Origin of the sequence: Kaistia defluvii (assembly GCF_026343955.1) — a bacterium.
Taxonomy (GTDB): domain Bacteria; phylum Pseudomonadota; class Alphaproteobacteria; order Rhizobiales; family Kaistiaceae; genus Kaistia; species Kaistia defluvii.
Window position 1 is genome coordinate 70,184 of the sequence record NZ_JAPKNI010000003.1, and the last position, 13,537, is coordinate 83,720.

General features: G+C 63.1%; 18 protein-coding genes. 1 reads left to right on the forward strand and 17 read right to left on the reverse strand.

Annotated elements, in window-relative coordinates; all coding sequences use genetic code 11:
• Positions 1-1,353 (forward strand): 5-methylcytosine restriction system specificity protein McrC, encoded by a 1,353-nt coding sequence (locus tag OSH10_RS08250; protein ID WP_266331233.1) that lies wholly within the window; start codon positions 1-3, stop codon positions 1,351-1,353.
• A 60-nt stretch (positions 1,354-1,413) separates the two neighbouring features.
• On the opposite strand, the gene OSH10_RS08255 is transcribed toward OSH10_RS08250, so the two are convergent.
• The 17 genes from OSH10_RS08255 to OSH10_RS08335 form a co-directional block, all read right to left on the reverse strand.
• Entirely contained in the window at positions 1,414-1,770 is a 357-nt protein-coding gene (locus OSH10_RS08255) for a hypothetical protein (RefSeq protein ID WP_266331234.1), read from the reverse strand.
• Positions 1,763-2,227: a hypothetical protein gene (locus OSH10_RS08260; RefSeq protein ID WP_266331235.1), complete on the reverse strand. Its 465-nt coding sequence runs from the start codon at positions 2,225-2,227 to the stop codon at positions 1,763-1,765. Before OSH10_RS08260 ends, OSH10_RS08255 begins: the two co-directional genes overlap by 8 nt.
• Positions 2,228-2,356: 129 nt before the next feature.
• Positions 2,357-2,608 carry a hypothetical protein gene (locus tag OSH10_RS08265; protein WP_266331236.1) on the reverse strand — a complete coding sequence of 84 codons (252 nt, stop codon included), beginning with the start codon at positions 2,606-2,608 and terminating at the stop codon, positions 2,357-2,359.
• The gene (locus OSH10_RS08270) at positions 2,605-3,267 is read right to left on the reverse strand and encodes a lysozyme (RefSeq protein ID WP_266331237.1); all 663 of its coding nucleotides are present in this window, start codon (positions 3,265-3,267) and stop codon (positions 2,605-2,607) included. Before OSH10_RS08270 ends, OSH10_RS08265 begins: the two co-directional genes overlap by 4 nt.
• Positions 3,268-3,324: 57 nt before the next feature.
• Positions 3,325-4,176 carry a DNA adenine methylase gene (locus OSH10_RS08275; RefSeq protein WP_407660699.1) on the reverse strand — a complete coding sequence of 284 codons (852 nt, stop codon included), beginning with the start codon at positions 4,174-4,176 and terminating at the stop codon, positions 3,325-3,327.
• Positions 4,177-4,338: 162 nt separating this feature from the next.
• The gene (locus OSH10_RS08280; RefSeq protein ID WP_266331239.1) at positions 4,339-4,929 is read right to left on the reverse strand and encodes a DUF4376 domain-containing protein; all 591 of its coding nucleotides are present in this window, start codon (positions 4,927-4,929) and stop codon (positions 4,339-4,341) included.
• The gene (locus OSH10_RS08285; RefSeq protein ID WP_266331240.1) at positions 4,929-5,834 is read right to left on the reverse strand and encodes a WD40 repeat domain-containing protein; all 906 of its coding nucleotides are present in this window, start codon (positions 5,832-5,834) and stop codon (positions 4,929-4,931) included. The genes OSH10_RS08280 and OSH10_RS08285 overlap by 1 nt, the downstream gene beginning before the upstream one ends.
• A gap of 129 nt (positions 5,835-5,963) precedes the next feature.
• Positions 5,964-6,692 carry a hypothetical protein gene (locus OSH10_RS08290; protein WP_266331241.1) on the reverse strand — a complete coding sequence of 243 codons (729 nt, stop codon included), beginning with the start codon at positions 6,690-6,692 and terminating at the stop codon, positions 5,964-5,966.
• 9 nt (positions 6,693-6,701) lie between these two features.
• The gene (locus tag OSH10_RS08295) at positions 6,702-7,583 is read right to left on the reverse strand and encodes a hypothetical protein (RefSeq protein ID WP_266331242.1); all 882 of its coding nucleotides are present in this window, start codon (positions 7,581-7,583) and stop codon (positions 6,702-6,704) included.
• Positions 7,584-7,603: 20 nt separating this feature from the next.
• Positions 7,604-7,981 carry a hypothetical protein gene (locus OSH10_RS08300; RefSeq protein WP_266331243.1) on the reverse strand — a complete coding sequence of 126 codons (378 nt, stop codon included), beginning with the start codon at positions 7,979-7,981 and terminating at the stop codon, positions 7,604-7,606.
• Between the two features lie 34 nt (positions 7,982-8,015).
• Complete coding sequence (locus OSH10_RS08305; RefSeq protein WP_266331244.1) at positions 8,016-8,339, reverse strand: hypothetical protein; 324 nt, start codon at positions 8,337-8,339, stop codon at positions 8,016-8,018.
• A gap of 12 nt (positions 8,340-8,351) precedes the next feature.
• Positions 8,352-8,960: a hypothetical protein gene (locus OSH10_RS08310; RefSeq protein ID WP_266331245.1), complete on the reverse strand. Its 609-nt coding sequence runs from the start codon at positions 8,958-8,960 to the stop codon at positions 8,352-8,354.
• Positions 8,953-9,321, reverse strand: a complete 369-nt coding sequence (locus tag OSH10_RS08315; protein WP_266331246.1) for a hypothetical protein — start codon at positions 9,319-9,321, stop codon at positions 8,953-8,955. The genes OSH10_RS08310 and OSH10_RS08315 overlap by 8 nt, the downstream gene beginning before the upstream one ends.
• Before the next feature lie 15 nt (positions 9,322-9,336).
• Entirely contained in the window at positions 9,337-9,732 is a 396-nt protein-coding gene (locus tag OSH10_RS08320; protein WP_266331247.1) for a hypothetical protein, read from the reverse strand.
• Positions 9,732-10,103: a hypothetical protein gene (locus OSH10_RS08325; RefSeq protein ID WP_266331248.1), complete on the reverse strand. Its 372-nt coding sequence runs from the start codon at positions 10,101-10,103 to the stop codon at positions 9,732-9,734. Before OSH10_RS08325 ends, OSH10_RS08320 begins: the two co-directional genes overlap by 1 nt.
• A 3-nt stretch (positions 10,104-10,106) precedes the next feature.
• Positions 10,107-10,982 (reverse strand): hypothetical protein, encoded by an 876-nt coding sequence (locus OSH10_RS08330; RefSeq protein WP_266331249.1) that lies wholly within the window; start codon positions 10,980-10,982, stop codon positions 10,107-10,109.
• Between the two features lie 59 nt (positions 10,983-11,041).
• On the reverse strand, positions 11,042-13,537 hold the full coding sequence (locus OSH10_RS08335; protein ID WP_266331250.1) for a phage tail protein: 2,496 nt from the start codon (positions 13,535-13,537) through the stop codon (positions 11,042-11,044).

Consider the following 13,537-nt stretch of genomic DNA (forward strand, 5'->3'; position numbering starts at 1 on the left):
ATGCTTGGACTATCCGCGCTGGAGCAAACTCTCAGTGGTAGCGGTTCAGCCTCACCTTTGCTTCACGAGCGCATCCTCATCAAAGCACTGGAGCATGAGACCGTCCTTCTGCCACCAACAGTTGTCCAGGCGGACGGAACCCTCGACGTCTATGACGATGTCCTCAATCGGTTTCGCTTGACCTACCATAAGACCCGCCCTTCAATTCAATGCGGGGGGTGGGTCGGATATATCCCGATAAATGATAAATACGCCCTCCAGGTTTCGACCCGCGTTCCGGTTGGCAATCTTGAGAGACTTGTCGCGATGGCGGCAGGGTATGCTCCCTCGGTCCTCCAAAAATACAAGCGCCTGTTCGCATCCACCGGGGATCGCCCAGAGGCTCTGTTTGACATTCTAGCTGACCAATTTCTGCTCGCGTTCGACCGAATCTGGGAACACGGACTAATTAAAACATACAATCGCGACACCAGGATCAGCGCCAACCCAAGCGGCCGCATCATGCCTTTTGAAACGGAGTGGCTAACGGCTAGGTCCGGCCGACCGACTGCAAAGTCCTCCAGCTTTCGCCGAACACCAGATTTCGGTCCGAACCGCATGCTGCGGTATGCGTTCGAGAAGTTATTCGTGCGGAACCTTGGCTTGCCAGACCAGAGCCAGCGGGCTCGCACACTTCAAATACGAACAGCGCTGCTTCGTCTAGGAGACGTGAGACCGGCATCCGCCTCCGAAGTCACCCCTTTGGCCGTCGCCAGCTATCTTAAGCGATTGCCCGCGCATCATGAGCAATATACCGACGCGCTGATTACGGCATTGCTGATTGTTTCCGACCGGGGGCTTTCCATACGCCATTCCGGCGGCATAGCTGAACTACCTTCGATTTTGATCGATATGGCGACCGTTTTTGAGAGCTATATGCGCCACGTCCTGGGCGAGGGGCTGGCTCGGTATCAAGAGATAGCCGTAAAGGATGGCAACAAGGATGGGGCGACCGGAGCAAAATTGTCGCTATACAATTCTGTACCAGCCGGAAGCAGCAATCCGGATGCGACACCAGACATAGTCATCGAAGTGAACGGCCGAACCGCTTTAATAATCGATGCAAAATACAAACCGGCCCCAAAGTCTCCTGATAGAAATGATGTCAACCAAGCGATCGTCTATGGAGCAAGGTATGATACGCCCAAGGTAATGCTACTTCATGCGGGTCGTCCTTCAGGGCGAATGTCCGTAGAACTCTGTGGGTCGATCGGCAGATATCAGGTTTACAACGGCATGATGGACCTAAACGCTCCGTCTATCGAGAAGGAAGAAATGGGATTCGTCGCGGCGGTTCTTAACCTACTGAAGTGAAAATGCTCTGCTGGAACATGCCAGGGTTCAGACTTGAAGTGCCTATCGGCAAGGTTAGGCCTACTTGTTGTGCCCGCTTGGAAGCCGCTTCAGGATCCGCTGCAACTTTGCCTCCGCCTTCTCCTCCGCCCGGCGCTCGATCTCCGCCTCATCGGCCGCGTCGCGCATCAGGTCGCGGATATCCTCGATCGCCGCGGTGCATGCTCGGAACGCAGTTCCCAGCCCGCGCACCTCTTCGACTAGTTCCTTGATGGGCTTGGTATCGGCGATCGAGGCGGCCGTGATCACCAGGTCGTCGGTCGGCTGAGCCTTCCCCTTGATGAAATATCCCACGAAGCAGGCAAAAGCGGCGCCGAGCAGACCGCCGACATAGAGGATCGAGCGAAGCCAGTCGGGCAGCGACGACACATCAGGCATTGCGTCCATGTTTCCAGGCCTCGTCTGCATGCCGGGCGTCCGTCGAGGTCCGGACGATGTTGTAAATGTCGAGCGCGAAAAAGACGGCCGAGGCGGATAGGCCGGTCGCTGTCGTCTCAGTCACCCAAACGGATAGCGACTGGCTGAGCCAGAAAAAGCAGGACAGGAACGCCATCGCCGCCCGCACATGTGGCGATCGCCGCGACCAGGCCGTATCGGCGAAAGTCCCGTTGATGATCAGTGCCACCAGGCGAAGTGCGGCAATGCCGAAGGCCGCGCCGCCCCAGAGCCCTTGCGATCCATGGTCGGCCAGCCACACCCAGGCAGGCCGCTCGAGATAGGCGGGCGTGAAGATGCAGTTGAGAGCCCATATCATCAGGATCAGCGCGAGCGCCCATTCCGAGGCCCGCGCCGGCAGGTGCTTGGTGATGCCGGTGGCGATGCGCGCGATGATCATGGCGACGGTTTCCAGCCGCAATGCTTCTCGCCAAACTCGTTGTGTGCGACGAAGTCCTGTCTCTGCGGCTTGGACAGGGCTTCATAGGCGCCGGTCGAGATCCGCCAGGACTTCTCTACGAGGCAGAAGTCACCGCCGCCGTGCGTCTGACAGCCAGCGAGAAGCACGGCGGTCCAAATCGGCAGGGCCAAGAGCGTCAATCTCATTCTCAAGATCCTTTCGGTCTTGGGCGGCAACTTCGTTCTCGTGCGCTTGGGCCGCCCTTTCCTGCGCGCGGCCTATGGCGAGCAGCTTCAGCACGAAGCCGGCCACGACCAGCACAAAAGCTCCACCGGCCGCGATATAGCGACCGGCGCGTGTGGCGAAGAACCAGGCGATCACGACGATGCCTGCAGGGCCTGGCGAATGAAGTGGAAGGCGGCGACCGCGGCTCCGATGACGATCACCGCTCCGATGGCATAGGCGATAGGACCAGGTCCGTTGGCTGCGGCGATCACCGTGCCGGCGGCGGTCGCCGCAGGCATCAGGACTGCCGGATTTGTAAGAACATTTGCCTTGGGCGGGGCGGCCGGCACCGAGGCGCTCGAGACGAACGCTCCTTTCACCCAGAGGCCGCCCTCGGCATTGCGTCGATTCACCAAGCCGGTGATGCGCTTGCCGTTGTCGTTGACCCACTTCAGCAGCTCGGACGGGACGGCGGCATAGTCGCCCCTGTTCAGCTTCTTCAACAGCGTCGAGCCGCGGAACTGCTTCTCGCCGATGTTGAAGACGAAGGAGACGAGCGCGGCGAACTGGTTGTCGTTCAGCGACACCTTGACCAGCCGGCTGACGGTCTCTTCCGCTTCCCGAAGATCCTGCTTCAGCAGTTCCTCGGCTTTCGCTTCCGTGATGACCGCGCCGGGTCTCACCACATAGTTGCTATCGGACGTGTGGCCGTATCCGATCGTGAGAACCTTGCCGGTATCCAGGTAGGCTTTGGGCTTGAAGCCCTCGAACCGTTTGACCATGGCGATGCCATCGCCCGAGATCTCGCGCGTCATGTCTTGTCTCCGCGTTGTGAAAAGGTGGTGAGTGGTGAGTGGTGCGTTGCCGTCAGCTCAGGCGCTGGCGAGGCTTTCGAAGAGCGGCATGCCCCGCTGGGGTGACGGCACGCCACGCTCGTTACTGATGATCAACTCGGGGACGGTTTGCGCCGGCCCGGACGCGATGGAATAGGTCGTCTCGACCCGTTCGATCGCGAAGGCCTCGAAGGCCGCACGCACTTCCGGCGTGTCATTGATCGACAGGATGAATCCGCCGGCGATCGACCGCAGCTGCGTGGCCAATGTCACGAAATCCTCGGGGCCAAAGACACCCTTGCCGTAATCGTCCTCGGATCCGACATAGGGCGGATCGAGATAGAACAGCGTCCCCGGCCGGTCATAGCGCGTGATGAAATCGCCATAAGGCAGGCATTCGATTACCACCCCGGCGAGGCGCTCGTGGACCGCCTCGAGGATCGGACCCAGCTTCGTGACATCGAAGCGGGACGACTGTTCCGGCGACACGCCAAAGTTCCGGCCGCGAACCTTGCCGCCGAAGGCCAGGCGCTGCAGGTAGAGGAATCGCGCCGCCCGCTCGAGATCCGTCAGGGTCGACGGATCCGTCAGCGCGAGCCGCTCGAACTCCCGCCGGCTGGTGATCTGGTAGCGCAGCATTTCGAGGAAAGCGACGTAGTGGCGCTGGAGCACCCGAAAGAACCCCGCAACGTCGCCGCTGATGTCATTGATCACCTCCGCCTTAGGTGCCCGCTCCCGCTTCAGAAAGATGCCGCCCATGCCCACGAACGGCTCGGCATAGGTGACATGCGGGACCGCATCGATCATCGCGACCAGCCTGGCCGCGAGATTGCGCTTGCCGCCGATATAGCCGGCGACAGGCGAGACCGGCTCAACCGGCCGGAATTCCATTTCCATGGTTCGTTTACTCAGATCGGTCATGTTCCGCGGGCTGTGCACAGCAGCGGCGGACGTGACGTTGAGCTTCTTGGCGTCGTGCGGGGCTTCAGGTGCCCACCTTATCCCGCAGTTCGGAGCGTTTGCGCGCTCCGGGCCGTCCGCTCCTTGTGCGGGCTAAGGCCAGCGGGTGTCATCCGCATAGTCAGATGGAATATCGGCAGCATCCTTGATCGCCCATGACGAGGCATAGACGGCCGCGACGAAGGCCAAAGCCTGTTGCCCCAACTCGGCCACCTCCGCCGCGTTCAGCGCATGCATATTGTTGGCAGCGTCTCGGAAAGCTGCCGAGAACGCGCGATTGTTGAGGGCCGCTATCGTCGCGCCCAGTGCCAGGTTGCCGATGATCCCTTGAGACTTGGCGTCGACCTGGGCGAGGAATGACGCCCCCGACGACAGCGCAATCGGAGCACCGGCGGCCAGACGTCGGTCCCGCTCGACGTCGATCGCGCTGGGGTCAATCTTGGCAGGCTGCGTGACGTTCACGAAGCGCACGACCCCGGAAACCCGCTGCACACTGGACGACACGACTTCCATGCCGGCAGGGACATCTTCGGCAGGCGCGGGTCGAAACAGCCCGAGGGCGGCTAGCTCTGCATCAGGCCAAAGCTCGGCGATGTTCTCGGAGTACAGATCCCCGTTGATCCTTTCGGATGCGCTCCACGCGCTGAAAACATTCGGGGACACTTCCTTGAAGAGCTGGGCCATCAGAACGGACTCCACGAGCATTTAATGGCGTTGCCTGTCGGCAGGGCGGCGGGGTTGGCCAGCTTGACGGGAGAGCCCCCCGTCAGATCGTAGATGGTGACGTATGGGGGCGACGAGTGCGCGAGAGCAAGGAACAGATTGTCCTTGGACCACCCAGAACCAGCCACTGTGCCGGTCGGTAAAGTCGCAGGATTGGAACGACGAACGGGGCTCCCCGTCGACCAATTGTAGATCGCCATGTACGGCGAATTCAGGAAGCCCACCGTCACATCCAGTCCGTCCGGTGACCACTCGGCGGACTGGCCATCGGAGCCGGGAAGCGACGACGGGTTGCTCGACTGCACCGGCACACCGGTGATCCAATCGTAGATCAGCATCCATGGCGACTGGTCGTGGGCGATCACGAGATACCGCCCGTCAGGAGACCAGGTGGCGCCGGATGCGCCGCCGAGAGAGCCTACCGTGGGAGGAACCACCGCCGGGTTTGCGATCTTCACGGGCGCTCCGGAAGACCAGTCATAGATCGTCACATACGGAGCGACGGCGTGGGCGATGGCCAGATAGCGACCATCAGGAGACCATGCTGCAGCATTGCCTACACCGGCCGGTAGGGTTGCCGGATTTGCGACCTTCACCGGAGCACCTGAAGCCCAATCGTAGATTGCTAGCCAAGGCGACGTGTTGTGGGCGACGGCCATGTATCGACCGTTAGGCGACCACGCCACGTATCGTCCGTTACCGCCAGGCAGTGTGGCCGGGTTCGCGATCTTCACCGGCACGCCCGAGCGCCAGTCATAGATCGTGATGAACGGGGTCGTCGTGTGCGCGATCGCGAGATATCGACCATCGGGCGACCAGCCGGCGCCGCGCCCGTTTCCTGTCGGAAGAGTGGCGGGGTTGGTCATTTTGATGGGGGAGCCGGTAGACCAGTCGTAGAGTGTGACGAAAGGCGAGGTGGTGTGGGCGACCGCAAGTATGCGTCGGTTCAACCTCCACCTGGCAGCGCCAAGAAGCATGCTATCCGAAAGCATGGGTCAAACCCCCACGCTGGAAACACTGTAGTCGACAGTACCGTCCAGGCGCACGTGATAGTCGATCCGCCACCGGTCGTTCAGGTTCGGGGGGATAGGCGGCGCGGACGAGGAACCGACCGGGTTGGCGCCGGAGCCGTAGCCGAGCGTCCGCGACCCCGATGCATTCTTGCCGGTAATGCAGCCCTTCTGACCGATGGCGGAAGCCATGCCGGAAAAGCTAAGCGTGCCGAGATGGCTGTACGCGGCAATGTCAAAATCCTGCCCGAGCGTTAGGTCCGCCGTCATCGAGGTGCCTGACTCGATCGGCACCGGCGTGGATCGCTGCGGCGCGGTCCACGTGCGCGCGACGTTCACCAAGGATGCAGGCAGCAGCTTGCTCGAAGTCCCTGCCTGGGCTTCGGCCAGCGTGGCGATGCAAGCTTCCGTAAGGACAATCGCCACCTCGGCAGAGCCGGAAAGGTTGATCGGCGCCGTTGTCCCGGCGCTGTTGTTGATGACGGCCGTGCGGGCCAATACCGTTCCCGCCGAAGCATAGGTGCCGATGCCCGTTTCCCAGTTCGCTCCGTCCTCGATCAGGTACGGCACCGTGTCGCCATTGGCGACGCCGGCAGCCGCGAAGGTGCGGTAGTAGCCCTTTGCCGCATTCGCCACGGCAGCGCCGAGCGCAATAGCGCCCGTTCCGGTCGTCGCGGAGTTCACCCGCACCCGGTCTTTCAGTACGAAAGCCATGGTCAATCCTTACTGGTAGTTGGTGCGCCAGGCGCCGGAGCGGCTCATCCAGCTCTGCGTGACGGGCTTCCAGCTTCCGCCCTTGCGGACGAACAGCTTGGCCGGTACGGCGATGCCGCCGCGCTTGACGAAGTAGAGGCTGCCGCCGATCAGCCCGAGCGCGATTTGCGCCGGCAGAGACAGGACGTCGTTGCCCTGCAGAACGTGGATCTGGCCGAAAGCCGAACTGCCGACCGTGGCAGGCATCGAGACGATCGGCTGGCCGAGAAGCGCATGGATTTGCCGGAGGACGGTGCTGCCCACCACGGCCGGAGCGCCGGTGACGCTCAGTCCGACCAGCGGGACCAACTCCGCCAGCGACGCCGGGCCAATGACGGCGGGGGCGCCCATGACGGGCAAACCCGTCAACAGATGCAATTGGCCGAGCGTCCCGGCACCGACCATCGCGAGGGCGGACACCAGGCCCGCCCCTGAAAGAGTGTGGATCTGGCCGAGCGCCGCTGTCGCGATCACGGCCGGAGCGCTAGTGACACTCAGCCCGATAAGGGCCACACCAGCGACACCGAGCGCACCTTGCCCGATCACGGCTTGGGCCGACTCGATCCCGAGCCCAACCAGAGCGTGACGCTGGCTAAAACTTCCGAGACCGATCAACGCCGCCGAGGATGCCAGATCAGCGCCATTGAGGGCATGGATCTGACTGAGCGCTCCCGCCCCAATGACGGCAGAAGCCGATGTGACACCGGCGCCGATAAGCCCGTGGCGCTGGCCGAGCGCTGCCGTAGCGATCTGGGCATTGGCAGAGACAACGCCAACGCCGGAGAGCGCGACGATGTTGCTCGGCGCCTGTCGGCCAAGCGGGACAGAGCCGAGAGGGGATGATCCGAGCATCTATCCTCGCATGGAGAAGGTCAGGCCGGACCGAGCAGAGAGACGTCCATGGCGGCGAGCGTAAACACATTGCCGGCCGTCACCGGCTGCGATGCTGTCAACGCTTGGGCGACGAGAAGGCGGCTGTTGACGGTATCGATGCCGGCCCAGTGCGATGCCGAGCCGGTGGTGGCGATAACGCCGTCGGAGATCGCCGTAGTGGCGACCTTGCGGCCGCCTGCGCGGGCTGCCGGCGAGCCGAACGCTGCGCCGACGGAGAAGGATTTGCTGCCGAGCGCATTGGTGGCGTTCGCCGCGGTGAAGGTTGCGGGCTCGGCATTGCAGACGGTGATCTTGTCGGCCTCTGTATCGAGAACGTTCAAGCCGAGATCGAGCACCCGGTCATTCAAATAGGGCATGACATAAGTCTTTCAGGTCGGAAGGAATGGCCGATCAGGCGGCGGCGATCTCGGTGGCGCGAGTGATGGCAGCGGCTTCATCCGCCGCACCGAAGAAGCTGTCCTCGACCCAACTCTCGTCGACGAGCGCGTAGACGTAGAAGCCTTTTGGCGCGAGCCAATCGAGATAGGTCATCGGCTTGCCGGCCTCGATCAGATTGCCCGCAGCGTCGCGTACACCGAGCTGGTAATGCGCGGCGGTTCTGTCATTCGCGAGCAGCTTCTCCGTCGCCTTGCCAGTCTTTTTGGCAGGGCCACGCTCAACGCGTGCCTTGCCGCCGATTTCGATCAGATCTTCGTTGATGCGGATCGTTTCCATGTCCGGTCCTTTCTAGGCTGGGACTTTGAGCCAGAGAGCATTTTCCGGCGCGCTGCCGGTGGGGTCGCTCGTGCTGATGGTGATGGATGGAACGCCGAGCGCGGCGAGTACGTCGGCGGTGGTGGCGCCAGGTACGCCGGGCGTGCCGGGGGGGCCCTGCATGCTGGTCGGGCCCGCCCAGTCGCCCGAGGTGGCGCTGGCCTTGATGTAGATCTGGAAGGGCACGACGTCGGTGCGGACGAAGATGAAGCCCTTGGCCGCATCGTCATTGGCCGCGCGATCGGTCAGCGTGCCCGTGGCGTCGGGATCGAAACCGCGTCCCGCCTCGATCGCCGCGACGATCGCGGTCAGGCGGGTGTTGATCTCCACCGCGGAATGCCAGCCAACGCCGGTGCGCAGGATCCGATAGTCTTCCTCGTCGGTCAGCATCGTGCCGTTCCAGGGCAGCGCCAGCGTCAGGCTGGTGTTGCTCGGCACCGTCTCGACCACGGCGAAGCCGTCGCCCTGCATCAGCGTGTCGCCGGGCTTCACCTGGCTCAGGAACGCCGTCAGCGTGCCAGTGACGGCCAAGCCGCCGGCGGCAACCGAAATGGAGCCGGCGTGATAGGTGCTGTCAGCCATTTAGGAACTCCTCGAGGGCGGCTTCGATGGCCGCCGGATGCGGCGCCGATCGGATGGCGGATTGCGTGGACTGGCGCCGGGTCTCGATCCCTGTCAGGGCGGCTGCATCGGCCGACGCCTTGGCAACGACGCTCGACGCCAGCTCCGCGACGGGGAGCCCTTTCGCCACGGCCTCCGCGGTCAACATCGGGGCGCCGCCCTCACCGCCTAGCACCCGCTTCGCCTCGGCCAGTTTCCGCGCCCGGAGCGCCGCGATTGGTGACGACGTCAGCGGGTGCAGCTGCTCGCCCGCCATCTCATCCAGGCGCGCGAGAGCGCTCGCCCGGAGCGGCTCCAGGTTCTTCGTCAGACGGATTTTCAAGGCGGATGGCTCCGGCTAGGTGACCGTGATCTCGGCCGACCAGGGCATGTACGGGAAGCAGTCGAGGGATACCCAATAGGCGGCCGGCATTTCGGCCGTCAGCTCGAGCATGCCGTCGTCGACCGTCAGGGCCTGGTCATCGATCTGCACGACACATGGCACCGGCAGGCCGGTGATCTTGACCTTGCTGCGCTTATCGGCAGGGATCTCTATGCGGTCGATGCGGATATCGGCGACGGGTCGCGGCACGAGCTGGCCTTCGACGACATAGTTGGTCGTCATGGATGCCCGGTCCGGCACGACCAGGAACGAAAACCCCCGCGTCCGCAGATCGTCGAGGTCGTCGGGGCTGAAAGCACCGCTCACCCCACCTGTGATCCGGCCGTCGTCGTCGTGATAGAACAACTGCATCAGGTCATCTCATTGTCAAAGACGTGGTAGGAAAACACCGCGCCGGCCGTGCCATTGTTGATCGTGAAGACGTTGCTGGAACGACGATAGGTGACCTCGAACCCCCGCCCCGGCCCCCGAACGCCGTTCGTGCCGTAGAACATGTCGACCAGGATCAGCGGCAGGCCAAGGAACGTCTTCGGCAACGGGATATTGGTGTTGCCGGTCGGCAGAGCGGCTGTGATGCCCGACACCAGCGGCCGCAGCCGCTGGGTACCACTGTCGAAGACGAGCCCCTCCGGCGGCGCCGTATCGACATCAAAGCCGGGCTTGGAGAACTGGATGACGAAGCTCGAGCCGCGCTTGCCAAGATGTCCGCGTTTGGTTGGCATGGATCAATCCGATGGCGCGGGGACGTCCAGGACGATGATCGAGACGTTGCCCCAGGCTTCGCTGCCCCATCGCCGGATCCACACCTCTCCCGCGCCTGGTGAAGGCGATGTGATGAAGCCGGACATCGGATAGGAAAAGCCCCAGGTGTTCACCTCCTTGTCCGATGGCAGGGTGTAGACCTGGTCGTTCTGGGCGCCATTGAATGTCCCGAAGAAGAAGATGATCGGGTAATAGCCCTTCCAGCTGTAGTCGAAGCGGATCACCGTGTAGACGTTGTCGGTCGGGCTGTTCGCCACGCCTCTTCGGCTGCTGGAAGGGGCGAAGGTCGCGTTGATGACCGTGAAGTCGTCGTCCGAACTGAACGCCATCTGGGCCTTGGCGCATGTTCGGACGTCGAAGCCCGGACGTGACACGTAGAGGCCATAGTCGGAGCCTCGTTTGCCGATCAACATCCGCGCCAACGGGTGGGGATCGTTGCCGACCATGCCGAGATCCCGCGCCGGAATCTTGAACACCACGGCACAGACATAATGGGCGAAACGAAACTGGCCCGACTGGGCATAGATCACGACGCGGTCGTTATAGGCCTCATAGGTGAGCGAGCCGGTGCCAGGAGCATTCGGCCCGATGTCCTCGCGCCAGTAGATCGTGCTGCCGTTCGACAGGAAGATCTTCACGCAGGGCACATAGGGCAATGCCGGGAAATACAGGGTCCGCGGACTCAAATTGGCCGGGCCCGGACTTTGGTTCGCGGTGATGCTGTATATCCTCTCGCTTGCCACAGCATGGATATTGCCGGCGAACGGCCACGCCGTGTCGAAGTCGAGTTTCTCCCGTGTCAGGTTGGGATCGGAGGCATCAAAGCCCGGCTTGGACACGCGGGCGCGCCAGTCGCCCGGCGATAGCTGACCTGCGAACAGGCGAGGGTTGAGGGCCATCAGGGCTCCGAGAAGATCAGGTTTTCGCCGCTGAGATCGAGCTGCAAGACACTGTTCGTGGACCGGATCACGACGCCGGTCATGTAGACGACACCTCCGACGATCGCGAAGGGGACGACACGGGTGGTACCGTCGCCGATCGAGAACTGGTCGACCAGGAACGTGCAGCGCGACACACCGCCGACGATGTCGAGCAGCATGCCGGCTTCCTTCCAGTTCGGCGTGCCAACCGTCCCGGCATTCAGGAAGATCTGGAACCGGACATCGACACCGCTCGGCGCCGCGGTCGCCGCGAATTTGACGAAGCCGCCGGCTGACATCTGGTCGGCCTTGACGTTGATCGCCGTCACCTGAGACGCAACGGCGGAATCGGCAGTGGCAAACGCCTGCGTCACCTGCTGGATCGAGGCCTGCAGATCGCCGCGTATGGCCGCACGCTGGATGTAGCCAGCGCCGACACTCTCGGCCCCATCGAGCGCGATCCGGTCGATCACCTCGTCCAGCTGCCGCTGCAGTTCCTGCATGGAGCCGCGAGCGTCGCCGGTCATCAGCGACAACTCATAGGCTTGCTGCTGCGTCATCCCCTCCGCGACGTCCGGGGTCAGGACATTGAGCCAGCCCGACCAGGAGGTGTCGCGCGGCGAGCTGGGCCGATAGCGACCGCGGGCCTGATACTGGGTGCGGCCCAGGATGTTCTGCGAAATCAGGATTGAGCCCGCATCGTATCGGTCGGTTTCGCTCTGCAGGATGACGGTCCCGTCGACCGCCAGCCGGATCTCGAATTGCACACCATCGACGTCGTCGACATTCGGATCCCAGGCGAGCCGGACGCCGGCGCGCTGGCTGCCCTGGTCACCATTGATCGCCACCGGCGTAGCTGACCAGTCGATGATGATCTGCGAGGCGGGCGGAAGGTTGAGCGTCGGCGCAATGACAATCGGCGTCAGGGCGCCAGGGTTGTAGTCGCTGGGATCGACCTCGGTCAGCGTCCAACCGCTGTTGAGGCTCGGCAGATCCTGCACGGCATCAATGCGCCAGAGCTTGTTGGCATAGCGGTTCCGGTCGCTCGACCAGGACACGAAGTCGTTCGGCTCGAAGATCGAGCAGTAGGACGGCATGGGCAGGTTGTGACGGCGGAACCGGCGCGATTCATCCCGCGCCGACTTCATCAGCCGCTGCACCTGCGTCCCGGAGAAGACGAGCGCATAGTCGACATCGACCGCCTGCCGGCGCCCGCCATCGTCCGCCTCGAGCGTCAGCGAGTAGAGCGGCGGCGCATCCTTCTGCACCCAACCCTCGCCGGGCTCGAGATACTTCGCAGTGACCGCGTTGACGGCTTGGTCAAGCGACGGGAACGGCTCCAACGACTGCTTGTCCGAGGTCAAAATATCGGCATCGGTGAAGGCGAACACAGCTGATCCAGCAGCGCCGACATGGGGCTTGTAGACCCCTCCGACCTCGGCGAGACGGCCGTTGCAGGCCTTCATCAGTTCCGACAGGACGTCGGAGGGGAATGCGTCGAGCGTGATTTCGCCGGCGGCGCGGAACTGCTTTTCGGTGCCCGAGCCAATAGCCGCCACCATGCGGTCGCATTCGTTGGCGGCAGCGGTCGCGACCGAAATCGGCCATTGCGCCGCAGAAACTGTTTGGCCGCCGAAGAACCACTTTCCGTCATAGCGGAGGCCGCGACCGATGTTGTATGCTTGAACGACGGGGTTGTCGGAGAAGGTCCAGGTCGTGGGGTCACTCCAACGCTGGGGCCCGTCGCCGCCGGCCGAACTATCCGCGCGCCAGTCATAGAGCGGGATGCCGTCCACGACGAACTTGTACTGCGGCAGGCCCGACCAGAGCTTGTCGTTGAGCCGCGCAGTCATCACGACATAGGCGACACCCTTGCCGACCCGCGTGCTGAGGTAGGGGTGCGCAGAGCCTGCGAACTTCTCCACCATCAGGCTGTCGGCGGTGGTCTGGCGACCATCGTAGAAGCGCACCATCAGGTGGTTCTTGTTGTCGTTGCGATATTCGGGGATCGCGATACCGATGCCGCCAGGCGTGGCGTTCGGGTCCCAGGTCACCTTTTCGCCGCCAACCCAGATCTCGGCCAGGCCCTGCACCGGAAGATCCGAAAGCGCGATGACCATCGACAGATAAGCGTTCGGGGTGTTGTCGATCTCGCCCCAGGTGCCGGCATAGACCAGCTTCCCGCCTGTCATGGCGCGACCGAGAATGAAGCTGCGAGGCACGGCGCCGCCGCTCTGCAGCTTGCCGGACATGCCGCCGACGCCCTGCTGCGGCTTTTTGCCGAACAAGGTCTGCGACAGATAGGACAAGCCGAGCCCGACGGCTAGATTGATGCCGGCGGCGACGACGGTCGCCAGCGTTCCGGTCAGGCCGATGAAGCCGGCAATGGCGGCGCCGATCGGCAGGGCCTGGGCAGGCTCGATCGCGCCGGCGAAGAACACCAGCGCGGTGATGATCAGCATGATGAAGCGCAT